This window comes from Pseudomonas sp. LBUM1664, from assembly GCF_059695895.1.
In genome coordinates, this window is sequence record NZ_CP166791.1 from 3786961 (window position 1) to 3810396 (window position 23436).

Genomic DNA, 23436 nt, shown 5'->3' on the forward strand with positions numbered 1-23436 from the left:
AGCCAAGACTGGGATGTCTAAAATGTACTATCACCTTTCTGCTATCAGCTCCTCCCACAGCTATCCCGACAGCTGTTCCCGGGCCATTCTGGCCATCTTCAAAAGCAATATCTGGCGTCGCTAATAATCTAGCGAAGACCAGCGTCTGCCTGCTGCCTGCCAGCAACGTCCTGATCTCTCCCCAATGAAATTCGAAGGCGCTCGCGCCTTGTGCCCTGCGCATCGCTGACTGCAATCCGTTGCCAGCCTTGTACCGCGCGCGACATGAACAGCGTCCGCCCCGAATATTCAGGATATCCGTCAACACGCATTTAAAGTGCCTGCGCACTTTATATTCCCGTGGTGCTCTCTTAATCGAGTGCCTGAATCGTTGCACCTTGAAAATGGTATTAACCGTGAATACAAATTTAATTGACGTGGATGTTCTTCGTCGCGAAGAACGTCGATCCACGGATGCACTTGGCATATATGCAAATGCACTGGCACAACTGGGTCGCGAGTCTGTCTTCATTCTTGAATCACTGTCCGGTCCAAGCCGCGATCGCCGGGCGACGATCCTCGGGCTCGAGCCCCTTTTCGAAGTGTGTATCGATGAGGGCCAGGCACAACTGCGAGGCTGTCCTGCGCTTTGTGAACATTTGTCCGCCAGCCTGCAACAAGGGGGGGTGCAGGTCGATCCCGAGCACAAGATCCATCTACCGGACAGCGAGGCCGCGTGGAACCTGCTCCGGGCTATCCAGGCTACGTTCCTACCTGCGCCCAATGCCCCTTCCAGCCTGGCGTTCTTCGGCTATTTCTCCTACGACTGCGTTCGCCTGATCGAGCGGCTTCCCGATGTGGCCGAACAAATCTACAGCTACCCGCTCATCGCCCTGTCGGTCTATCAGACACTGGTTTATTTCCACAGCAACGGCATTGTCGAAACCCTGATCAACAACCACCCCCTGTGGGCGCCCCGTACTGTGGAGGATTACCCCTTCCTGACCACAACCCTGGCGTGCGAGGCAGTGGATCTGCCTCCGTATCCAGAGACATTCGAGGAAATCCGCACGGTCACTCCGGAGCAGTTCTGCGCACGTGTCGAAGTCGCGATGGAGCACATCCGCGCCGGCGACGTCTACCAGATCCAGCTCGGTCATGAGATTCGGATTCGCTCGCAGGTTGCGCCGTTCGAGGTGTACCAGAACCTGCGCCTGCGCAACCCCTCTCCTTACATGTACCTGGCCCATGTGGGCGGTATCGACCTGATCGGTGCCAGCCCTGAGCTGTTCGTCAGGATCAAGGACGATTTGATAGAGATGCGTCCGATCGCCGGTACTGTCGGCAAGAAGCCCGGCGTCGATCCCACCCAGCTGGTCCTGGAGTTGACCCGCTCGGAGAAGGAGCGCGCCGAGCACCTGATGCTCATCGATCTGTGTCGCAATGATATCGGTCGCGTCTGCCAGGCCGGCTCGCTGGAAGTCGACGAATTCATGCTGGTGGAGGAGTACTCGCACCTCTACCACATGGTGTCGAACGTTCGCGGTCTGCTGCGCCCAAGCCTGGATGCCTACGACGTGATCAAGGCCTCATTCCCCGCAGGAACCATGTCTGGCGCGCCCAAGGTCAGGGCAATGGAACTGATCGAGGGAATAGAGAGCAACCGCCGGGGCATCTATGCCGGAGCCCTTGGCCTGGTGGGTTTTGATGGCAGTGTGAATACCGCCCTGTGCATTCGCTCGACCGTCTTCGACGAGGGGACCTACCACTTGCGTGCATCCGCCGGGGTGGTCGCCGACTCCGTTCCCGAGATGGAGTGGAAAGAGACGTTGTACAAGATGGGTTCTGTATACCGGGCAGTGACCGGCAAGGAGATCGCACTGTGAAAGTATTCCTGATCGACGCCTACGACAGCTTCGTCTTTATCATTAGCCAGTACCTGGAACAACTGGGGCTGGAAACCCGCGTCGAGCGTCACGACGTGCCAGACCTCCTCCAACGCATCGAGGCTTTTTCGCCGGACTTCTGCGTGCTGGGCCCTGGGCCTGGGCATCCGGCCGACGTTGGCTACATCGAAGTGATCAGGCACTTGCAGGGGCGTTTGCCGCTACTGGGCGTATGCCTGGGTCATCAAGCCATCGGCCTGGCCTTCGGCGCCCAGGTTTGCCGCGCCCCGCACGTGATGCACGGCAAAGTGAGCACGATCGAGAACGATGGCAAGGGCGTTTATGACCACACGCAGGCACGCGCCATACAGGCCACCCGCTACCACTCGTTGATGGTCAGCGACCAGCAGTTACCCGACTGCCTGGAAGTCACCTCGAGATCCACCGGTGACGGCTATGTGATGGGTGTGCGTCATCGCCACCTGCCAGTGGAGGGTGTGCAGTTTCACCCTGAGAGCATCCTGACCGAAAACGGCCTGGACCTGTTTCGCAGTTTCATCAAGTGTTACGTGCACCAGTGATCCGCCAGGAGGGGCGCACTCCCCTTCTTTTCCGTGCTCCGGCTGTTTCATTCCCGCTATAACAAGAGCGACTCGTTTATGGACAAACACAACTCCCCCGTCTGCAGCCGGACCCAGGCCGGGCGTACCGCACCGCTGACCGCCTTCATGAGTCTCGCCAAAGATGCCAACCGTTGCGATTGGGAGCGCCTGCTGAACAAAGTGCTGCGTCAGCTCGGCTTCGGCAGCTACCTCATCAGCCTGGGACCGGCAGCACCGAGGGATACCGACCCTCTCGCCAGCCTCATCACCACCTTTCCCAAACGCTGGCTGGAACACTATCGCGGTGACGGGTTGATCGAGATCGACCCGATACTCAGGCACTGTCGACGCGAACTGCTACCTTTTTTCTGGGACAGCGAGCGCAGGCGCGCCCGTGGACGTTCCCGGCACTTCTGGCAACAACGCGAGCAACACGGCCTGCGCAGCGGCCTGAGCATCCCGCTGCGCTACGAGCTGCTCAGGGGAACACTGAGTGTGGCTTTCGATGACACCCAGATCACCGAACAGGAGGGCTTTTCCAACCCTGCCGTTTATCAACTGTTCATGCTCATCCCCTACCTGCTCGCCGGAATGCGCCATCAGTTGCAGGTTCCTGCCCAACCTCGCCAGGACCTCACACCCAAGGAGTTGGACTGCCTGTATTGGGCCAGCGTCGGCAAGACCACCTGGGAGATCAGCCACATCCTGACCTGTTCCGAGCGCACCATCGACTTCCACCTGCTCAATGCCCGACGCAAGCTGGGTTCGGTGAGTCGCCAACAGGCCGTCAGTGCTGCAGTGGCCTGCGGGCTGGTCATGCCGACGGTTGCCCCACCGGTTTACAGACGCCAGAAATGATAACCCTCGGCCTCGTAGGACTCCCGATCCAGGACAGCCTTGACATCAATCACACACGCCCCGGGCAATAACTTGGTGCGCATTTGCTGCAATGAGGTGCGCCGATAGGCCTCATGCGGCACAGCCACGATCACCGCATCGCCTGCGGGCAGCTGTTCCCAACTGCTCAATGCGCAGTCGTACTGACGCATGACCGTCGCCGGGTCGGCCAGTGGGTCATGCACATGGACGTTGACGCCATAGGCTCGCAATTCGACGATGATGTCGTGAACCTTCGAATTGCGCACATCCGCGCAATTTTCCTTGAGCGTGATCCCCAGCACATTGATCGTCGAGCCCTTCACCACACGGTTGGAGGCGATCAGCAGCTTGATGATTTTCTCGACGATCCACTTGCCCATGCCATCGTTGATCCGCCGCCCGGCAAGGATCACCTGGGGATGGTAGCCATGGGACTCGGCCTTGTAGGTGAGGTAATAGGGATCTACGCCAATGCAGTGGCCACCTACCAGCCCTGGCTTGAAATCCAGGAAGTTCCACTTGGTATTCGCGGCTTCCAGCACCTGGCAGGTGTCGATCTTCAGTTCCGAGAGGATCAGCAATAACTCATTCATCAGGGCGATGTTCAGATCGCGCTGGGTATTCTCGATGACCTTGGCAGCTTCGGCCACCTTGATCGAAGGAGCACGGTGCACCCACCCATCCAGTTCTTCAAGAGCTCGCTTGCTCTGACTGAGTTTGAAGTAGCCCGCCCAGCCACGCAGCACGGGGTTTATCCGCTCAATGACACTCCGCGCAGCAGTTCTCTGAGCCGGTCGCGTATTCGCCAGCGATCTTCGTCCGTCATCTTCCGCGCTAGCCGTTCAATTTCGTACAACCCGCCAATTGAGTGCAGTGCCTGTTCGGCCAGTTGGCTTTTGTTGGTCGCATGCAGATCGAAGAACTTGCGGCGGGCGGGCCATGCAGCCAATTTCGGTGATGCCTTGCTGGAAGCTTGCTTTGTAGCCGGCGTTGTGTGTTGTAAAACATAACGCGAGTTATGTTGCGGTGGTAAAGGCGACGTCTCCAAATGGGGGTTTCGGCGTAGAAAGCATCACATAAATATGAGCGACACATTACGCGCAGGCAGGCTCGAGACAATCACCCCGATTGCTCAGTACAGTGCTGTGGGCCTCTCTCGCTTTCAGCAAGCCAGCTATTCCGCGTTAGGGACGTGCGCATGCGGCAATTGAGTAGCAGCGATTTTTGAAAAGAACTGATACCCCATGGTAACGAAGGCGGGTAGGACGCTGAGAATTATGTTATGCCGATCACCTACCGCTACTACCGAATAAGCTGATCGGCACGGCCGGGATCACATAAATCAGGCCGCAACATAACCGGCGAAATCGTCGCACACCAGCTTGCCATTCCACTGACCAAGGAAGTTGCGCGCATGCTCGCCCGCACGGCTCGGGCTGAAGTCGTAAACCACTGCCTTGAGCGCCGAAAACGGCGTAGTGCAGTAGGCCCAGACATAAGCGCGATGGGTTGGCGAACAAATAAGCGCAGTGCGGCTTCGCCGCACCGAACACCGCGATCACCCTGGCCAGCGCAGTTTCAGTGCCAGCACGCATGTCCATGGGTTTGGTGGCGAGCCAGATGGCGTCGATGCGGATCATTGAGGGAGTCCACGGACAAAGCGGGCGCAGCCGTCAGGATCGGACGTTGGCCATTTCACTGTGATCGATTGCTCGCCAAGCGGCAGCTCAATGATCGCTAACGCTTCCGCCTGCCGTTTGGGCGTAGCTCTCAACGGAACGAAAGCCGGCAACGCGGCTGGCAGCTGGTCTCGGTAAAGCGGTAGCCACTTGCGGATCACGTTGGCGTTGATGCCGTGGCTGATGGCAACGCTGGATAGGGTTGCCCCCGGTTGTAGGCATTCCTGAACAACCTGGGCTTTGAAGGGCTTCGGGTAAGAGCTTCGTTGGCGCATGGAAACCCTGACGTTAAGGGCGATCGCGTCCGCTTAAAAATACGCGGACACAATCGCCCTTATCGGCCGGGCGAGGAAGGTGTGTTCCCCGGCCCCTTACGGAAGCTCTGATGGTATCAATTACGTCTTGACGTGAGCGCCATTACTGTCGTTGTGCTGTATCCGTCCGGCCAAGTCATCTACCCAGCCCCGCAAAGCCAAGACATGGTGTGCACTTAAATACGCGGATACCATCGCCCTTAATGCTGGATTTCGGAAGATGACTTGGCCGGACAGCTTACAGCTGTTCAACACCGGCAGCTTGGTAGTATCTACCGAGGTCCAGCCAAAAACGCGGATAGCTTTTGGCGATGCAGCGAGGCGCATCGATTGTGACTCCTCCACGCAGGGCTCCGAGCACGGCGAAACTCATCCCTAGCTGATGGTCCCCTTGAGTCGCAATCGTGGCATGGACGAGCGGGCGAGGAGTGATATATAGGTCATTGCCGTCCGCGACCACGTCTTGCCCGAGCGAGGCCAATGCTGTCGCAATTGCTTCTAGGCGGTCGAAGGACTTAACCCTGAGGTCTCCGACATTGCGAATCACGGTCGGACCTTCTGCAAGCGGAGCCAGTGCGGCCCACGTCGCTACGCAGTCCGGCATGTCACGCATGTCCACGTCAACGCCTCGCAAATGGCCCGTTCCTGTGACAGTGGTCGCGTCAATTTCTCGCTGTACGTGAGCACCTGCAAGCTCCAAAATATCTACGAAGCGAGCATCTGACTGCACAGAACAGCTCCCCAGCCGAGGCACGCTGATCACAGCACCGCTCCCAGCAGCAAGCGCGAATGCGTAACTCGCTGAACAAGCGTCCGGCTCTACGACATAAGTGCATGGCCGATAGCTTCCAACGGCCTTGACTCGCAGAATGTTACCCTTCTGCTCAATTTGTCCACCGAAGGCTGCCGCCATTTGCGAGGTCAACTCGACGTAGCCCTTGCCGACCATGGGGCCTTGAAGTTCGATCTCGATGTCCTCGCTAGCCAGACCACCAGCGAGCAATACAGCAGATAGAAACTGGCTGCTACGATCTGCTCGAATCCGCATGTGCCCGCCATGTAGCCGCCCCTTCCCATGGATGGTGATTGGAGGCCTACCGTTAAAGCACTCAATATCAACTCCAAGCTCTCGCAGTCCTTCTACCAAATCCAAGAGCGGCCGTTCGCGAAGACTAGCGTCACCATCGAGCGTCACGTTACCATCGACAAGGCACGCCACGGCTGTCATGAATCTCATGGCGCTAGCGCTGTTACCAACATATATAGGACCTGCCGGGCATTGAAGCCGCTGCCGTCCACCTCGGACCACGAGTGTCGTGTCGTCAATATTTTCAAAGACGACACCCAACGCTTCCAGCGCTCTCCGCACGTGTCTAGTGTCATCACTATCCAGAACCCCTTTGAGGGTCGTGGTGCCATCTGCAAGTGCTGCAAGCACAAGGGCCCGATTGGTAATGATCTTAGATCCAGGAATATCCCACTGCGACGAGTAAACGCTAGGCAAGCGTGAGAAAGTAAGAGGGGCAGCAGGTATGACCTCATCAAAAAACATGCAAAGCTCCATTTATATCGTGTACAGATCGGCAGTCTTTAGCTGATCTAATTTCGGTAATAACATTACGGCAATCAGACGGCCGGGGCGCTGGCTACAGCTCTTGCCTGTGTATGGTTACAACCTTGGTTTGAGCAAACTGCCGATGTCCATCTGCAGAGCCGTGGTACCCGTACCCGCTCTCCTTGGTACCGACCCAAGGAGAGCCTCTGACCCCTACGCAGCTACTGTTGACGCCAACCATCCCGACCTCGATTCGGGACGCTAGGACAAATCCGCGGGACTCGTCCCCAGTGAATACTGTTGCACCGAGCCCGTATCGCGTTCTATTCGCAAGGCAAACAGCCTCGTTTTCGTCTTCGAATGAAGAAACGAACACGGCAGGCCCGAATAGCTCATAAGCTCCCGCTACATCCCGATCCAAAGGGTCGCGCATTACGATTGGGTCGACAAAATTACCCTCTCGACTGCCTCCACATAGTACGATCGCACCCCGCTCTTTCGCGTGAGTAATTCCGGCAAGGAAGCGTGTTTTTAGCGCGAGGGCTGCAAGCGGTCCAACATCTACCTGCGGATCGCGACCATCACCAACCCGAAGGGAGGACACTCGAGACACCAGTGCATCCTCGAACTTTTTATATAGTGCACGAGCCACATACACCCTGCGCGTACAGGTACATGCCTGACCACTATTGCGAAAAGCGTTGTAGGTCGCGAACTCGACCGCACGCTCAACGTTCGCATCGTCCAACACCAGCATTGGGTCACTACCCCCGAGTTCGAGAATCAGGCGAGGCATCGTCTGCGAAGCTGCAGTGATAATCTGCTTGCCGACGGCACGACTCCCAACGAACGCAACCAAATCGACCTGATCGACTAGGAAAGCACCTTGGGCAGAACCACCATGCACAATTTGCAGGACACTTTCGGGAAGGTCACACCCCAGAATCGAGGCATAGAGATTCCCTATCAGTGGTGTATGTTCAGACGGCTTGAAAAGGACACTATTGCCAGCCATCAAGGCTGGCAATAAGAGTCTATGAGGCATCAGTACAGGATAGTTCCAGGGAGCGATTGCCGCAGCGACTCCCCGCCCTTCATGTACGATTAGACTTCTAGTCGTCTCGCTTTCAATTATCTGCGCGGATAAGGCTTCTTCGATCTCAAATAAGGTCGACTCGAGATCGGAGAAGCACTTTCGCACCTCGCGACGAGCTTCCATTATCGGCTTCCCCATTTCGATGGTTACTGCATTAGAAAGCTCCTCTTCTGCCTCGTAAAGCCTCGACGCCGCGCCCCGCAGATAATCTGCGCGCTGTCGCGGGGTCAGGCTTCGCCAGCCCCTCCCAGCCTGTCGCGCGAGAGTGATCTTGCGCACAATATCTGCGTTGCTATCTACAGAAACTTCACCTAGAGCCTCACCAGTGGAAGGATTACAAGACTTTAAAAATAGGGGCGTAAGTGCAGACATACGATCAGAGTTCGGCCAGATGCCCATGCTTACGCTCGTTATATGAGAAACCCTTTAGATACGGGAGGGGGCAAAGCGGGCGGACGTCTTGAGAAAGCTCGTTGAGCGCATCGAATGCCCAGTGAGGGTTCCTGAGTAACTGCCGGCCAACGAGGACCATGTCGGCTTGCTCACGCTCAAGGATGTCCTCTGCTTGCCTAGAGTCCGTAATTAGGCCGACAGCAGCCGTGGCTATACCGGTCTCACGACGGATTATTTCGGAGAAACTGACCTGATATCCAGGCGATGTTTCCACGCTCACAGGGCGCACAATACCGCCCGAACTGCAGTCGATGAGATCTACCCCGACAGACTTGAGAGAGCCTGCTAGGAAGACTGCGTCATCGATTGTGAACCCACCGTCGACCCAGTCTGTACATGAGAGCCGCACGGCCAACGGATAGTTCTCCGGCCAGTACTTGCGAACAGCCTTCACGGTCTCGAGCAAGAATCGCGCGCGCCCCTCACGACTTCCACCGTATTCGTCTGTGCGCTTGTTCGACAGCGGCGAGTAAAAGTTGTGAAGTAAGCGCCCATGTCCTGCGTGAAGCTCCAACAGTTTAAATCCAGCCTCGTATGCACGCTTTGCTGAGAGAGCGAACGCCTCCTGTATCTCTGGTATTTCCGAAAGATCCAGCTCACGGGGCACAGCATATCCTTTTGCAAATGGGATCGGGCTCGGCCCGACAGGCTCCCAGCCTCCCTGCTCCGCGAGCAATGGAAGGTCACCCTCCCAAGGCCTTAGACGACTGGCCTTACGACCTGCGTGGGAAAGTTGAATGCCTGGAACGCTCCCCTGCGCACTCAAGAATGAAGCAAGTTCCGTGAGTTTTGGCACTGCAGCGTCCGACCAGAGACCAAGATCCTGGGGTGTTACTCGCCCGTCCGCAGTCACAGAGGTGGCCTCGAGAATGATAAGACCTACCCCCCCAATTGCCCGAGCGCCCAAGTGAACTTTATGCCAGTCATTCACCAGCGAGTCGTCGGACACATATTGACACATGGGCGCCATACCAATTCGATTTCGAATAGTCGTTCCGCGCAATGTTAGCGGCGAGAATAGTCGGGACACTGTTTCCTCCTTTAAAAGTGTTGATTAGTCGAGTAGCTCGGCTAATCAATTGGACTCAAACCATAACAAGGAGGACGGAAATTAGTACCTGTCAGAACACACAGTATTGCCGCTGACCGAAAACTGGTAATATGAACTAGCCCCATGAAACACGTACTCGTCAGAAGTAGAGTTTTCTCCTAATCGGATCAAGGAAATTTTGCGTGAAGACATCGCGTTTTTCGGACAGCCAAATCATTGCCATTCTTAAGTAAACTGAGGTCGGCAGCCCAGTCCCGGAGCTGTGCCGCGAGCACGGCATCAGCTCGGCGACCCTCTATAAGTGGCGCTCCAAGTTCGGCGGTATGGACGCGTCACTGATGGCTCGGCGGCGCGAGTTGGAGGACGAGAACCGTCGCCTCAAGAAGATGTACGTCGAAGAGCGCCTCAAGGCCGAGATCATCCAGCAGGTGATGGCAAAAAAGTGGTGAAGCCATCTCGGCGGCGAGAGATTGCGCAGCGGGCTGTTCACTCCGGCCGGGTCAGTATCAAGGCGTGCCTGGTCTTCGGGGTCAGCGTCACCTGCTATCGCTACCAACCGCGGTTGTCTCGGTTAATGCCGACATACAATCACGAACGGCCATACATGGCTCTGGAAGGTATCACCCCCAAACAGAAATTGGCCCTCAGTGTGGGCAAGACGTCTTTATTGAAGATTCTCAAAATTTGCGAGAGCGTGCTCTGGCGCCCTTCCTTTAGGCTCAGCCTGCGGAACTCCACCCACTGATCAAACACGGCCTCAAAGGTATGCTCTGTCGCAAAACGAACAGCACGGCGCTGCTGTTTACGGTGCTCATAGAGATTGATGCCTTGGGCAACCAAGGCACGCGCTTCATCACGACGGGTACGCGCTTCTTTGAGGCTGATTTGCGGGTAACAACCCAAGGACATGCGCTTCTGCTTGCCCGTCCAGTAGTAACGAAAAGGCCAGACTTTTCCGCCGCTGGCCGTCACGTTGAGTGTGAGACCATCACTGTCACCGAGGGTGTAGTCATTACCGGTGATTCGGGCGTGTCGAACTGCCATTTCTGAGAGTGCCATCGCGAGCTCCTGAACAGAGTCAGGGCCAGATGCTCATCTCGATACGCAAACTGCTCCAGCAAAAAACCGATTCCGTACGCGTCAGAATCCTGGACTTAATCCTGGACTTAAACGCACCGGATAGTGCTGGATTTCAGTGGTTCCCGCTGGAACGAAAAAAGGACCCGAAGGTCCTGATTTCAATCACTTACAGAATTCAGTGGAGCTCTGCAGCGCAATATTTTGAGCGGGAAACGAGATTCGTATCTGGTGTCCTACTCATTGAAATCTAAGGGGTTTATTTTATTCATGAATCAGGAAAGGACTTGATTCTGAACTTATTTTCAGGGTGCTTCAAGAACAAAGAATCAGTGATTCCAGGCAACGCTATTGGGTTCTGCTCATATCCAATTGGAGAATACCAATAACCTGACAGTTTCAATTACGCACGCTCAGCTCGAGAAGCGTACCCGCCGACAAGTTGCCCCCATCCCCAATACACAACCGACTGTTGGCGACCCAGCGCTACCTGTGGTGACGGGCAGCAATCGGCTGTGGATTCAACCGCTCGACCCAAAATTGACTTTCTGGTCCGAGCAAAACCAATTTCAAGATAGGCACCGAGGGAGATACGGGGTTGCTTAGGCGCAGCAACCGAGGATTGCCTTCGGCGCCGCGTCAGCAGTGGGCAAAGTCTGCGGTGGATCAGTAGGTTTCCAACTTGAACGGCGCGTCCGCAATGGCGGCGTTGCCGGTGCTGAGCAGACCTGCCACATTTGGCCGCGACCCCACTGGCAGCAGTATCCGGGCACATGGGCTATGCGTTTGTATTCTCACCGCGCATACCACCGCGCGACATCGTCATCCAATGTTTCGATCAAAGTGGAGTCTAGGCCAAGACTGGCTGGATGCAGACTTACACGTATCAACGTATTTGACGCCCTTGCAGTCCACTGCTACACCGAGCTAGCCCCCTCACAATAAAAAACTGACCTGAAGCATCCGAATACGGTCCGCCTGAGCCCCCTAACCGTCCGGAAGTCAAAGCACAGCAGCTGGACTGCTGGAGCTAGTTTCATGGTGCTCCACTTTTCTCGGCACACTCAGTCAAGGATATGACTTATGGAAAGTGTTGGTCGCTCTAGCAATACCTTTCGGAAAACGTTAATCAATCCGCCCTGCTCGTCGTCCGTTCGACGCCGCGCTGCAGGGTTGGCTTTCGCGGGACTGCTATTGGTTGGAAGCCACGCAGCCGCACAGGATGAACCCGCTTTTTCTCCCAACTTGCCATCTCCCCTCAGCCCGGTTCTACCCTCAGACGTTAATCCCGCAATGATTAGTGCATTGACCAAAAAGGGTGAGTTTGCACAGGTACAACGGGTGTTCGATATTTACTCCTGGCAGCAATTCCTGGCACTCAATTGGCCGACAGGAGAACAAGGCAAGCCAGCTGAGCGAATTACCGACGTGGCATTCGGGCCACCTGCATGGACACGCTGGCACGAGTCATTCGAGATCTTTGGCGAGCATGGTCAGCCGCCCACCTTGGCGCAAACGCTGGCGGCGCGACCGCAGCGCATGGCCGTAACGTCTCGCCATGGCGTTGCCCTGGGACCTTTGACCACTACTGATCGGGCAAAACGCGTACTGTCGATAGTCAGTGCGACCAAGGCGCTGACAGTCCTGAATGAGACGGAGCAGGCCTTTACCCATCCGCTATGGGATCAGCACGGTAGTCTCGCCTACTATGAAATCCTGATAAACGACGTCGAAACCCAGTACATCGTAAAAAATGAGCTCTACAATCTGGATGGGCAAATAGCCTTCGCCAGCACGCACAATGCCTTGAATATGCCTGCTGGATTGTTTGATCACCCTGAGCAGCCAGGGGCCGTCGAGCTAAAGCTGGCATGGCGTGTGCTCGATGAGGCCGCCGGCGACATCCCGCAACGCTTTTTCACCGCCGATGCTGCAGTTCTCAACAGCGATGGTAAGGGCTGGCATGATGTGAAGGTCGGTCTGGTTGGAATGCACATCGCTCACAAGACCGGCACGTCCCCGCAATGGACGTGGTCAACGTTCGAACATGTCGACAACCTCCAGGTCAATTCCCTTGAGACTGTCCAGGTAAATGGCGAGCAGCGACATCTCCGAGCGTCGTTCAACAACCCTGACTGTGAAACCTGTCTAGTCAACACCTACCCACCCACCAAGGACACCGCAACCGGCCAATTGCGTACACAAGTGACCCGCGTGATCCCAATCCCCCCCGCCACCCAGCAGCTCAATCGGCAAGCGCAAGCGCTGCTGCACGACATGGGCTCCGTCTGGCAATACTACGAGTTGATCAACACCCAATGGCCGACAGATCCTGGCGCGCCTCCTACCACGCCGGGGCCTGATACGTTGCCGGCGAGTATCGACAACAAATCGGGTGGGAAACCGACGCCGGTCTATCTGGCCAACTCGATCATGGAGACCTATTTCCAGCTGGGCAATCAGCCTGTAGGAACGCAGGAGGAAGGGTCTCCTGCTGTTTCCGACAAGGTCTTTGGTACCGAGAGCTGTATGGGGTGCCATTATTCGGCGGGTATCGCGAGCGCCTATACGATCAGTCCAAGCGGAATCAAAACGGCTAATTTCAGCGGCCCAAATACCTCTGACTTCAGTTGGATGTTTCAACAGCTGGCGCACTTCCGTTCTGTCAGCAAACCCGCCACGGACGCAAAACCGACCCCCTGAGAGGCCTGTGCACGATTGCGAAAGCGTGGCTTTCAAGCCACTTCCCGGGATCGTGCACTTCACTCTCGCACTCGGCACCCTTCACGGAGGAACTTCATCATGAGTCGTCCCCTTTCTCAAAACGCATACCTGATTGCCAATGGCGCCACTGACTTTCTTAAAGCGGACCCGGCTGGCTCGTATCAGTTTGTGACGACTGACAACTTCACCCCCAACCTCGGCCACTGGACGCCCTTCGGGAACGTTACGGCCGTCACACAGACCGGCAACACCTTCCAGCTGACAGCGCAAAACAACAATGTCAGCCTGCAGGTATCCATTTTGTCGCCCAGTTGCTTTCGCGTCCGCTTCAACCCTGCTGCGAACGCAAGCTACGACCAAGACAACTCCTATGCCGTGATTAATCGTGACCTCGGCCCAGTGACACTCAACATCCTACAAAACACGCACGATCTTTTACTCATCGATACCGGCACGATTCAGTTGCGTATCAACTTGCAACCCTATGCATTGCAAGTGTTCCGCGATACGGGCAATGGGTTGCAGTTGATTCATGGCGATACGATGGATGACAACCAGTACTACAATCTGGTCTTTCTGCCAGGCCATGAAGTCATTGCCAACTTCAAGCAAACACCGGCAAATGCCTACTACTTTGGGTTTGGCGAAAAAGCCGGCGCCCAACTGGCAAAAAACGGGTTCACCCTCACGCAATTCAACTTCGATAATTTCGAGTACATGTCAGGCCCATTACCGGCGGGCGAGCAGTCCGGACCGCTCAACCCAAGCGAGGCTCTTTACTGCTCAGTGCCTTTGCTGATCGAGAACAACCCTGCCCCACAGGGCGTCAATGCTGGCCCGGTTTATAGCTACGGGCTGTTCTTCGACAACCCTTCCCAGTCCTACTTCAACATCGGCGCCAACGACTATTCCAACATGGACGGCATGTACTATTTCGGCGCGCTGTATGGGGAGCTCGACTACTACTTCATGCTCGGGAACCAGGCGTCCGAGGTCGTTGATCAGTACACACAACTGACGGGACGACCGACGTTTGCTCCCAAGTACGTACTGGGTTACCACCAAGGTTGCTATGGGTATTACGACAAGGCCAAATTGATCGAAGCTGCCGCCGCCTACCGCGAAGCCAACATCCCCATCGATGGTCTGCACATTGATATCGATCTGCAAAATAACTATCGAACATTCACCAACAGCAATATCAAGTTCGCCGATCTCGACGCAATGTTCTCAAGCCTCAAGGCCAACGGCTTTAAGTGCAGTACCAATATTACCGGGATGATCACCAATAACCCCTGCGATGAGACCGGGAATACGGTCCCCTACCCGACGCTTGACGAAGGCATCGCGCGAGGTTTCTTTCTGACCAATACGCGGGTCGGCTTGCCAACCGATGGCTCGCTGTTCCTCGGGGAGGAAAACTACGGCGTGAACTATGGCACCAACCCTTACAAATATCCGCCCTTGGAACCGGACGACCAAGGACACACTCAATTGGGTTCCGGTGGTTACTACCCCGACCTTGGCCGCCCCGAAGTCCAAACGTGGTGGGGACAGCAGTATCAATATCTGCTGTCTGCCGGTTTGGAGATGATTTGGCAGGACATGACCGATCCGGCGATCTATGCCTATTACGACACGCCGCAGATGCAGCAAGCCGCGAACGACATCGTGGATTCCAACCCACCGTATGGAGAAGCCCCTCCTCCCGAGGAAATCAGGGTGCTGTCCCCTTGGAAAACAGCACCACTGGACTTGATGGTGACAAGCTTCGGCAGCCAGGTACCGCACGCTGAAGTCCATAACGCCTACGGTCTTTTGTTGAGTGAAGCCACCTACAACGGGCTTGGCCAGTTGCGCCCCCAGCAACGAAATTTCATCATCGCGCGTGGCGGTTATGCGGGGTTGCAGCGCTACGCGGCGCTGTGGACCGGTGACTCAGCCTCAAGCTGGGACTTCCTGAGGATCAATCTGCCACAGGTACTGAACCTGGGGCTGTCTGGAATCCCCATTTCGGGTTGCGACATTGGCGGGTTTGGCCCTGGCGACGGCAGCGTAGGCGAAGGCCAAATCACTAATTACGAACTGTTCACCCGCTGGATGCAGCTGGGTTCCTTTTTGCCTTGGTACCGCAATCACTACGATGGCTATGCCAAGCAGTTTCAAGAACCGTTCAAATACGCAGAGCCTGTGCCCAGCAATTGCCGGAAATACATAGAGCTGCGCTACAGGATGTTGCAGATTTACTATGACGCACTCTACGAATCAACGCAGACGGGCATGCCGATTGCCCGTGCGTTGTTCCTTGAAGCGCAGGACCCTGGCGTCTATGACCATCTGGACGACCAGTTTTTTGTCGGTAGCAATATCCTCGTGGCCCCGATCATCGAATCGCACGAAACAGCCAGTCCGCCCACCCCGCCAGTCCGCGATATCTACCTGCCCAGCGGCTCCCAGTGGTACGCATTCGTGGATGATGATTTCCCTCTAGGGGCGCCAGTTGAAGGAGGAACACTGGTGACCGCCTATTATGCGGGGCTGGATCAGGTACCTATCTATATACGCGCCGGAGCGATCCTTCCCATGCGTCAGTTGGAACAGTGGGTAGGGCAACTGGAAAGCAACCCGCTGACTTTCAATATCTACCCGGGCCAGGATTCAACTTACAAACTCTATCTCGATGACGGTTACACCACCCAATACGCCAGCAATAACAGCTACCGGTTGACCGAAATCAGTCATAGCGGCATTTCCAATGGTCAAAACATCCGTATCCAGCGCGTGTTCGACAACTACATCCCTTCAGAAACGTTTTACTACGTATCTTTACTCGGAGCCGAAGCGCCTCAGTCAGTGACGGTTGATGGCGAATCATTAGGCAACGCGGGGAGCCCGGAAACCCTGGCGCAGTCCAACGTCAATGCTTACTACTACAACAGCACGATAAAACAGGTCTACGCCAAGATATTCGATACAGGTCCTGACGTGACTGTGCTGATTCTCTTTCCTTGAGGAAGATGCTGCAGGTGAACGCCCTACAACGGGATAAGTGACTGTACTCATAGTCCATCAGCGATGCCGTGGCAAACCAGCTGGTTTGCCCGGTATCAGCGTGCAAGGCACCGGCACACACCGGCAGCAGTACTTGGTTAAAGTAAACATTAGCCACCGACAAGCTGCGAGCCTACCTGCTGTCGCAGTCGATTGAGGGAATCCCCACGTCCAACATCGCGGTGTTCGACGAACTGCAGTCGCATGGGCTGGTCGAGTCGACTCCAGAAGGCAAAGCCATCTGGACTGCGCTCGTAGCACAGGGAAACTGGCAGCAGAGCTTTATCTTTCTGCGCATTCAACCGGCGTTGATTTGGGGAAGCGAAGACCGCCCAGAAGCTTTCAGCGGAACGGTGAGCGTGGCAGTCGATTACCACCCGACTGACGCTCCGACATCACCAGCAGCGCCCGAGACTGTAAGTACGGGATCGCGTCAAAGCTCTTCGCTGGCAGATACCAGTGCGATAGAAGACGCTGACTATCTCGACACGTTGTTGGATATGTTCGAGCTGGAAGAGTCTGAGGTCAGCAACGCATCGTCAGCAGGCACCCTCGAAATATCAAATCCCTCGTCGGACAACCCTGGCCAGGTATTTCTGAATTGGGTCAAGGAAGGCATCCTCAGCCACAAGCTGGTCATCAATGACAGCAAGGCCAAAATCCACACGGTGAGTGGCAGCGTATTTCTGGTCACGCCTGGTCTTTTCCAACGCTACGCGCAGGAGTTTCCTGCTATCTCACAGGAGTCTGATCAAGAGATTGAAGAATGGCGCTGGGCGCAGAAGCAGTTTGAGAAACTAAAAGTCCACAGGAAGCGTGCCGATGGACTGAATATCTGGACCTGCCAAGTTGAAGGCCCACGAAAGAAGGCGAAACTCAAAGGCTATCTACTCGAAGATCCTAGGCTAATCTTCGAATCACTCCCCCCGGGCAACCCTTACCTCATGCTCGAGATAAGATAATGGCACAAAGAAAAATTTCTCCCTCGCACTCCGTTACCCTGGAATAGCTGTTGCAGTCGCGACGATAGTAATCGTCTTAGCTCCACGAGTCAGAGCAACTTAGAGTTACTTTTTGTAAACTCTGCCTATCTATGACAAAATCTATTTGATCTATATAATGGACTGTTCATGTTGTGCATCCCCACTGACGCCACGATACCTTTATGCAAAGCAAATGCATGCGCGGCAATGAATGGCGGAGGAAGAGCATTACCTATCATCAACGCAATTGATTCCTTCCCATGAGAGGTAACAAATTGGTAGTCAGAAGGAAATCCTTGTAAAATTGCAGCCTCTCGCAAAGTTATAGCTCGATTATAAGAAGGGTGCAAGAAGCGCCCCTTTGAGGGATTAAAACAGCCACTTGTAATGGTGGGGGCCACATCATCTCAAGACATTCGTCCATATACATCAAAAAAACCATTTGCCTTTTTGTGACACTCCAATTGAAACTCTATGGGCAAGTCCATGCGACTCCCCCCATCCTTTGGAATCTGCTTTATCATATCCATTACCTTGGGAGAGCGACGCTCAGGCATTGCATGCAGCAAATCTGTTGTCGTTGAACGCGCTCCAATGCCAGCGAAAGCTTGACGCACTGTGACTCTGTCAGTTTACTTATCGGCAACTGCCGGTACATGTACGCGCGAGGCTAGCAAAATCAGGCGTTTTCGTCGCTGCGGGACATTGTAGTCGGCGGCGTCGAGTACCTGAACCACGTACGTATAACCAAGATCGGCGATGGCTATGCAGAGCTTTTGAAAGCGACTGTCGTTTGCTAATGCAGGAACATTCTCCATCATGATGCTCTTAGGTAGCATCTCCCGGATAAAACGCAAAAAATAACTAACCAGGTCGTTTCTCGGGTCGAATACAGATGCCCCCTTGTTCTTTGTACGAAGCCTAGAAAACCCTTGACGAGGAGGACATCCCGCTAAAAGGTCCAGCTCCCCTCGACGCAAGCCCACCTCTTTTAGTACCACCTCCGCATCCAAATTTCGGATGTCCTCTGCGTAGAGTTTCACCTTGGGATGATTTAGTGAATAAGTTTGATGTACGGAAATCGACTGCTCCGTAATTTTCTCAAGAAACTGCTCCGGAAGAATGCGCTCAACCGCCGAAAGGAACGTCTCGATTAGTGACCTGAAATGATCAAGCTCCCCTTCCTGTATCTGCCGCCATAAGCTTGGACGATCCGAACCAGAATGGATAACGCATTGAGCAACACCAAAGCTGTCGCTCGGTACTCATTTATCGCTCCAAACAGCGGCAACATGAGCGCATGTCTTTTAAATGGACTGTGATGCAGCTGAAGTGCATCCCATCAAATACTAGATTCCGGATGATCAATTGCCACACGAAAATGGCTCGCTGATGACCTAGACGGTACCTGGACAATTTCGCGAATTGGTCCAGGAAAAGCAGCGATATCATCCACAGTCATTCGCCCAGACTCATCTATCAAAAGGGCGTAGGTCGTCGTTGCACAGTGGTGCAGACCGTTATTACCGCAGCGAAGTAGACCGGTATCTGGTTCTGTTCAAGTGCATCCCTATCCATAGCGCTCCCCTCGGACATCAAAAGGTCGTCAGCCTATGCAACCGCTGTCCACAAGTCGAGCGTCGCGCTTCCACAGCCGTATAGCTTCGTATATTTAACCAAAAGAATCGTAAAGAATTCGTAGATCGCCTTGAGTTCCGCAATAGATATTTTATCCTCCGAAATAAATTTCGACGGGAGAATATTTTGAGCAGTGCAGACTTGGGCACTATGATCATTTCAATAATTGGACTGTTCGGATTCGCTTCTTTTACTTTTGAATATTTGAGCACCAACCGCTCAACCAAAAAAAATAAACGGCAGTGACGTCCGTAGAAAGGCGGAAAAGAACAGACAGAAAAAAGAAATGACCAATACCTAACCCAGACTTCGATCTTTCACACCACTTAAGATCTTTATAAAATCTTTACTCTTTCGCCCCCAGTCTTTTTAACAATTTACGAGAAGTCAGACTAGGCTTCCCCTCATCGCGGGAGGGAATGCCATGGACTTCATCTTTTTAGTACTCGGTGCTCTGTTTTTTATCAGCTTGGCTGGCTTGGCGCGCGGATGTGCAGCACTTAACAGGAGGCGGTCATGACGGGCTTCTATCTGTTCGGTGGCCTCATAGCGGCCGGGTTGCTGGTTTACCTGGTCGCCGCGCTGTTGTTTCCGGAGGACTTCCTATGACAACTCAAGCCTGGATCCTCCTCGGGGCTTTTCTGCTGGTGCTGGGTATTTTTGCCTGGCCGCTTGGCCGTTGGCTAACCACCGTGATGGAGGGGCGGTTTGCCTTTGGCTCGCGCCTTGAGTCGCCGCTGTATCGCCTGGCCGGCGTCAAGCCTGAAACACAGATGAGTTGGCTTCAATATGCCTTGGCCTTGATTGTGTTCAATGCACTGGGTTTGCTGGCCGTTTATGCCCTGCAACGGCTGCAAGGCGTTCTGCCATTCAACCCGCAAGGGTTTGGCGCGGTGACTCCCGACTCTTCGTTCAACACCGCCGCCAGTTTCGTCACCAATACCAACTGGCAAGGCTACAGCGGCGAAGCAACGATGAGCTACCTGACCCAGATGCTCGCGCTGACGGTGCAGAACTTCCTGTCTGCTGCGACCGGTATCGTCGTCGCAGTTGCTCTGATCCGGGGATTCGCGCGCCACAGCGCGGACTGCATCGGCAATGCCTGGACCGACCTCACGCGCATCACGTTGTGGGTGTTGCTGCCGCTGTCGCTGATTTTTGCGCTGTTCTTCGTCAGCCAAGGCGTGATCCAGAATCTTGACCCGTACAAGGAAGTCACGACGCTGGAGGTCATGCAGTACCAGGCCCCGGTACTCAATGATGCCGGCCAGCCAGCCCTCGACGCTCAGGGCAATCCGGTGACCAAGGCCGCCAGTACCGACAAGCAGACCATTGCCATGGGGCCTGTAGCCTCACAAGAAGCCATCAAAATGCTGGGCACCAACGGTGGCGGTTTCTTCAACGCCAACTCGGCTCACCCCTACGAGAACCCCTCCGCGATTACCAACTTCTTTCAGTTGCTGGCGATCTTCCTGATCCCGGCTGCACTGTGTTTCGTCTTCGGCCACATCGTCGGTGACATACGCCAAGGCTGGGCCTTGCTGGCGGCGATGACGATCATCTTCGTGATTGCCGTCGTGGCCGTGACCCATTACGAACAACTCGGTAATCCGCAGTTTTCGACATTGGGCATCGATACGGCGGCGGGCAACATGGAGGGTAAGGAGGTGCGTTTTGGTATCAGTGCCTCCAGCCTGTTCGCGGCCGTGACCACGGCGGCTTCCTGCGGTGCAGTCAATGCGATGCATGACTCGTTCACCCCCCTGGGCGGTGCGGTGCCTCTGATACTCATGCAATTGGGTGAGGTGGTGTTCGGCGGCACAGGCTCAGGCCTTTACGGCATGTTGGTGTTCGCCATCCTCGCGGTCTTTATCGCCGGCCTGATGATCGGCCGTACACCCGAATACCTGGGCAAGAAGATCGAAGCCTACGAGATGAAAATGGTCGCCATCGCGATTCTGGTAACGCCGTTGCTGGTGCTGTTCGGTACGGCCATCGCGGTCATGGCCGAGGCTGGGAGGCTGGGGATCGCCAACCCCGGCGTCCATGGTTTCTCGGAAATCCTATACGCCTTCACCTCGGCGGCCAACAACAACGGCAGTGCATTCGCCGGCCTGTCGGCCAACACCCCGTTCTACAACACAATGCTGGCCGTCATGACCTGGTTCGGCCGGTTCGGCGTCATCGTGCCGGTGCTCGCCGTTGCCGGCAGCCTGGCGGCGAAGAAGCGATTGGCGGTCACCGCCGGCACGATGCCCACCCATGGGATGCTGTTCGTTGTTCTGCTGATCGGCACGGTGTTGCTGGTGGGCTTGTTGAACTACGTACCGGCGCTCGCGCTGGGCCCCGTTGTTGAACACTTCATGATGATCAAGTGAGACCACGAACATGACACGCAAAGCGTTCTCCTTGTTCGACCCCAAACTCATACGACCTGCAATGGTCGAATCCATGCGCAAACTCAGTCCCAGGATCCAGTGGCGTAACCCGGTGATGTTCGTCGTCTATATCGGCGCAATCATCACCACCGGCCTGTGGATTCAAGCCCTCAGCGGCAAGGGTGAAGCCAGCACCGGGTTCATTCTCTCCATTGCCTTGTGGTTGTGGTTCACCGTGCTGTTTGCCAATTTCGCCGAGGCCTTGGCCGAAGGCCGCAGCAAGGCTCAAGCCGCGTCACTGCGAGATCTGAAAAAGGAAACCTGGGCCAAGAAACTGCGCGAGCCGCACTACGGGGCCGAGTGGCAATTGGCGCAATCGAGCGACCTGTGCAAGGGCGACGTCGTGGTGGTTGAAGCCGGCGACCTCGCGAACTCTGTGATCCCCGCCGACGGCGAGGTGATCGAAGGTGCCGCCTCGGTGGATGAGTCCGCGATCACCGGTGAGTCGGCCCCGGTGATTCGGGAGTGTGGTGGTGATTTCTCATCGGTAACGGGCGGGACTCGGGTCTTGTCGGACTGGATTGTCATCCGTGTGACGACCAACCCCGGTGAGACCTTCGTCGACCGCATGATCGCGATGGTCGAGAACGCGAAGCGGCAAAAGACCCCGAATGAAATCGCCCTGTCAATCTTACTGGTCGCACTGACGATCGTGTTCCTCGGCGTGACGGTGACCCTGCTGCCGTTCTCGCTGTTCGGGGTTGCCGTGGCCAACTCCGGAGCTCCCGTCTCGATCACCGTCCTCATCTCGTTGCTGGTGTGCCTGATTCCCACGACCATTGCCGGATTATTGTCGGCCGTCGGCGTGGCCGGCATGAGTCGCATGATGGAGGCCAACGTCATCGCCACGTCCGGCCGAGCCGTGGAAGCCGCCGGTGACGTGGACGTTCTGCTGCTCGATAAAACCGGGACCATTACCCTGGGTAACCGTCACGCTTCGGTATTCTTACCGGCGCCGGGCATCAAAGAGGCCGACCTCGCGGATGTCGCGCAGCTGGCCTCCCTGGCCGACGAAACCCCCGAGGGACGCAGTATCGTCGTCTTGGCCAAGCAGCGTTTCAATCTGCGGGAACGAGAAATCGGCGCACTCGACGCCCACTTCGTGCACTTTTCGGCGCAAACGCGCATGAGCGGCGTAAACCTGGGCGACCGGCAAATACGCAAGGGCGCGGGCGAGGCGATCCTCAAGCATGTTCAAGGTCTGGGCGGCAGCTTTCCCGAGGCGGTGCAAACCAGCATTGAAGAGGTAGCACGCCGAGGTAGCACCCCACTGGTCGTCGCCGACGGGGCCAAGGTACTGGGCGTGATCGAACTCAAGGACATCGTCAAAGGCGGTATCAAGGAGCGCTTCGTCGAACTGCGGCGCATGGGGATCAAGACCGTGATGGTGACCGGTGATAACCGGGTCACCGCCGCCGCTATCGCTGCCGAAGCCGGGGTCGATGACTTTCTGGCGGAGGCGACACCCGAACAAAAACTGGAACTGATCCGTCGCTACCAGGCCGAAGGCCGGCTGGTAGCCATGACCGGCGACGGCACCAACGACGCTCCGGCATTGGCTCAGGCGGATGTTGCTGTGGCGATGAACTCGGGCACCCAAGCCGCCAAGGAGGCCGGCAACATGGTGGACCTGGACAGCAATCCGACGAAGTTGATCGAGGTAGTGGAAACCGGCAAACAGATGCTGATGACCCGTGGTTCACTGACCACCTTCTCGATTGCCAACGACATCGCCAAGTACTTCGCCATCGTGCCGGCTGCCTTTGTCACCACGTACCCACAGCTCGCGGCACTCAACATCATGGGCCTCACCAGCCCAAACTCGGCGGTGTTGTCAGCGGTAATCTTCAACGCACTGATCATCATCTTCCTGATTCCCTTGGCACTCAAAGGCGTCAAATATCGCCCGGTCGGCGCGGCCTCGCTGTTGCGCCGCAACCTGTTGATCTACGGGCTGGGTGGCGTGATCGTTCCATTCATTGGCATAAAAGTGATCGACATGGTGCTGTTTGCCGTCGGTCTGACTTGAAG

General features: G+C 55.7%; 15 protein-coding genes and 5 pseudogenes. 10 read left to right on the forward strand and 10 right to left on the reverse strand.

Annotated features, from left to right (window positions below; all coding sequences use genetic code 11):
• Window positions 1-383 precede the first annotated feature (383 nt).
• The 3 genes from ACA047_RS17560 to ACA047_RS17570 all read left to right on the forward strand — a co-directional run bounded on the left by ACA047_RS17560 (window position 384) and on the right by ACA047_RS17570 (window position 3325).
• Complete coding sequence (locus ACA047_RS17560) at window positions 384-1865, forward strand: anthranilate synthase component I family protein (RefSeq protein ID WP_497360422.1); 1482 nt, start codon at window positions 384-386, stop codon at window positions 1863-1865.
• Window positions 1862-2446 carry an anthranilate synthase component II gene (locus tag ACA047_RS17565; RefSeq protein WP_497351415.1) on the forward strand — a complete coding sequence of 195 codons (585 nt, stop codon included), beginning with the start codon at window positions 1862-1864 and terminating at the stop codon, window positions 2444-2446. The genes ACA047_RS17560 and ACA047_RS17565 overlap by 4 nt, the downstream gene beginning before the upstream one ends.
• Window positions 2447-2524: 78 nt before the next feature.
• Window positions 2525-3325 (forward strand): helix-turn-helix transcriptional regulator, encoded by an 801-nt coding sequence (locus tag ACA047_RS17570; RefSeq protein ID WP_497351417.1) that lies wholly within the window; start codon window positions 2525-2527, stop codon window positions 3323-3325.
• Here the strand turns inward: ACA047_RS17570 and ACA047_RS17575 are convergent.
• The 7 genes and pseudogenes from ACA047_RS17575 to ACA047_RS17605 all read right to left on the reverse strand — a co-directional run bounded on the left by ACA047_RS17575 (window position 3307) and on the right by ACA047_RS17605 (window position 9473).
• Entirely contained in the window at window positions 3307-4092 is a 786-nt protein-coding gene (locus tag ACA047_RS17575; protein ID WP_497351419.1) for a nucleotide sugar dehydrogenase, read from the reverse strand. The genes ACA047_RS17570 and ACA047_RS17575 overlap by 19 nt on opposite strands.
• 50 nt (window positions 4093-4142) lie before the next feature.
• Window positions 4143-4335, reverse strand: a pseudogene (locus tag ACA047_RS17580) (IS66 family transposase); the annotation flags it as partial.
• A gap of 356 nt (window positions 4336-4691) precedes the next feature.
• Window positions 4692-4856: pseudogene (locus tag ACA047_RS17585) on the reverse strand (IS66 family transposase); the annotation flags it as partial.
• A 126-nt stretch (window positions 4857-4982) separates the two neighbouring features.
• The gene (gene tnpA, locus ACA047_RS17590) at window positions 4983-5300 is read right to left on the reverse strand and encodes an IS66-like element accessory protein TnpA (protein WP_497351421.1); all 318 of its coding nucleotides are present in this window, start codon (window positions 5298-5300) and stop codon (window positions 4983-4985) included.
• Window positions 5301-5577: 277 nt separating this feature from the next.
• Window positions 5578-6891, reverse strand: coding sequence for a 3-phosphoshikimate 1-carboxyvinyltransferase (gene aroA, locus ACA047_RS17595; RefSeq protein ID WP_497351423.1), 1314 nt, complete (start codon window positions 6889-6891; stop codon window positions 5578-5580).
• A gap of 94 nt (window positions 6892-6985) precedes the next feature.
• On the reverse strand, window positions 6986-8389 hold the full coding sequence (locus ACA047_RS17600; RefSeq protein ID WP_497351425.1) for an aldehyde dehydrogenase family protein: 1404 nt from the start codon (window positions 8387-8389) through the stop codon (window positions 6986-6988).
• Entirely contained in the window at window positions 8367-9473 is a 1107-nt protein-coding gene (locus ACA047_RS17605) for an NADH:flavin oxidoreductase/NADH oxidase (protein WP_497351427.1), read from the reverse strand. Before ACA047_RS17605 ends, ACA047_RS17600 begins: the two co-directional genes overlap by 23 nt.
• Before the next feature lie 203 nt (window positions 9474-9676).
• On the opposite strand from ACA047_RS17605, the pseudogene ACA047_RS17610 reads away from it, so the two are divergent.
• Window positions 9677-10062, forward strand: a pseudogene (locus ACA047_RS17610) (transposase); the annotation flags it as partial.
• A 77-nt stretch (window positions 10063-10139) separates the two neighbouring features.
• On the opposite strand, the pseudogene ACA047_RS17615 reads toward ACA047_RS17610, so the two are convergent.
• Window positions 10140-10553: pseudogene (locus ACA047_RS17615) on the reverse strand (integrase arm-type DNA-binding domain-containing protein); the annotation flags it as partial.
• A 1101-nt stretch (window positions 10554-11654) separates the two neighbouring features.
• Here ACA047_RS17615 and ACA047_RS17620 point away from each other — a divergent pair.
• The 3 genes and pseudogenes from ACA047_RS17620 to ACA047_RS17630 all read left to right on the forward strand — a co-directional run.
• Window positions 11655-13274 carry a hypothetical protein gene (locus ACA047_RS17620; RefSeq protein WP_497351429.1) on the forward strand — a complete coding sequence of 540 codons (1620 nt, stop codon included), beginning with the start codon at window positions 11655-11657 and terminating at the stop codon, window positions 13272-13274.
• Window positions 13275-13373: 99 nt separating this feature from the next.
• Window positions 13374-16307 (forward strand): TIM-barrel domain-containing protein, encoded by a 2934-nt coding sequence (locus ACA047_RS17625; RefSeq protein ID WP_497351431.1) that lies wholly within the window; start codon window positions 13374-13376, stop codon window positions 16305-16307.
• A gap of 155 nt (window positions 16308-16462) precedes the next feature.
• Window positions 16463-17308, forward strand: a pseudogene (locus ACA047_RS17630) (conjugal transfer nickase/helicase domain-containing protein); the annotation flags it as partial.
• Window positions 17309-17433: 125 nt separating this feature from the next.
• Here the strand turns inward: ACA047_RS17630 and ACA047_RS17635 are convergent.
• Entirely contained in the window at window positions 17434-17730 is a 297-nt protein-coding gene (locus ACA047_RS17635) for a DNA cytosine methyltransferase (protein WP_497351433.1), read from the reverse strand.
• A gap of 231 nt (window positions 17731-17961) precedes the next feature.
• A complete protein-coding gene (locus ACA047_RS17640; RefSeq protein ID WP_497351435.1) occupies window positions 17962-18372 on the reverse strand; it encodes a DNA cytosine methyltransferase in 411 nt (136 codons plus the stop codon).
• A gap of 1111 nt (window positions 18373-19483) precedes the next feature.
• Between ACA047_RS17640 and kdpF the strand changes: the two genes are divergently transcribed.
• Genes kdpF through kdpB form a run of 3 tightly spaced genes read left to right on the forward strand, consistent with a single transcriptional unit; the run spans window position 19484 to window position 23434 of the window.
• Window positions 19484-19576, forward strand: coding sequence for a K(+)-transporting ATPase subunit F (kdpF, locus tag ACA047_RS17645; protein WP_019689681.1), 93 nt, complete (start codon window positions 19484-19486; stop codon window positions 19574-19576).
• Window positions 19573-21345 (forward strand): potassium-transporting ATPase subunit KdpA, encoded by a 1773-nt coding sequence (gene kdpA / locus ACA047_RS17650; protein ID WP_497351438.1) that lies wholly within the window; start codon window positions 19573-19575, stop codon window positions 21343-21345. Before kdpF ends, kdpA begins: the two co-directional genes overlap by 4 nt.
• Before the next feature lie 10 nt (window positions 21346-21355).
• Window positions 21356-23434: a potassium-transporting ATPase subunit KdpB gene (gene kdpB / locus ACA047_RS17655; RefSeq protein WP_497351440.1), complete on the forward strand. Its 2079-nt coding sequence runs from the start codon at window positions 21356-21358 to the stop codon at window positions 23432-23434.
• Window positions 23435-23436: the final 2 nt, after the last annotated feature.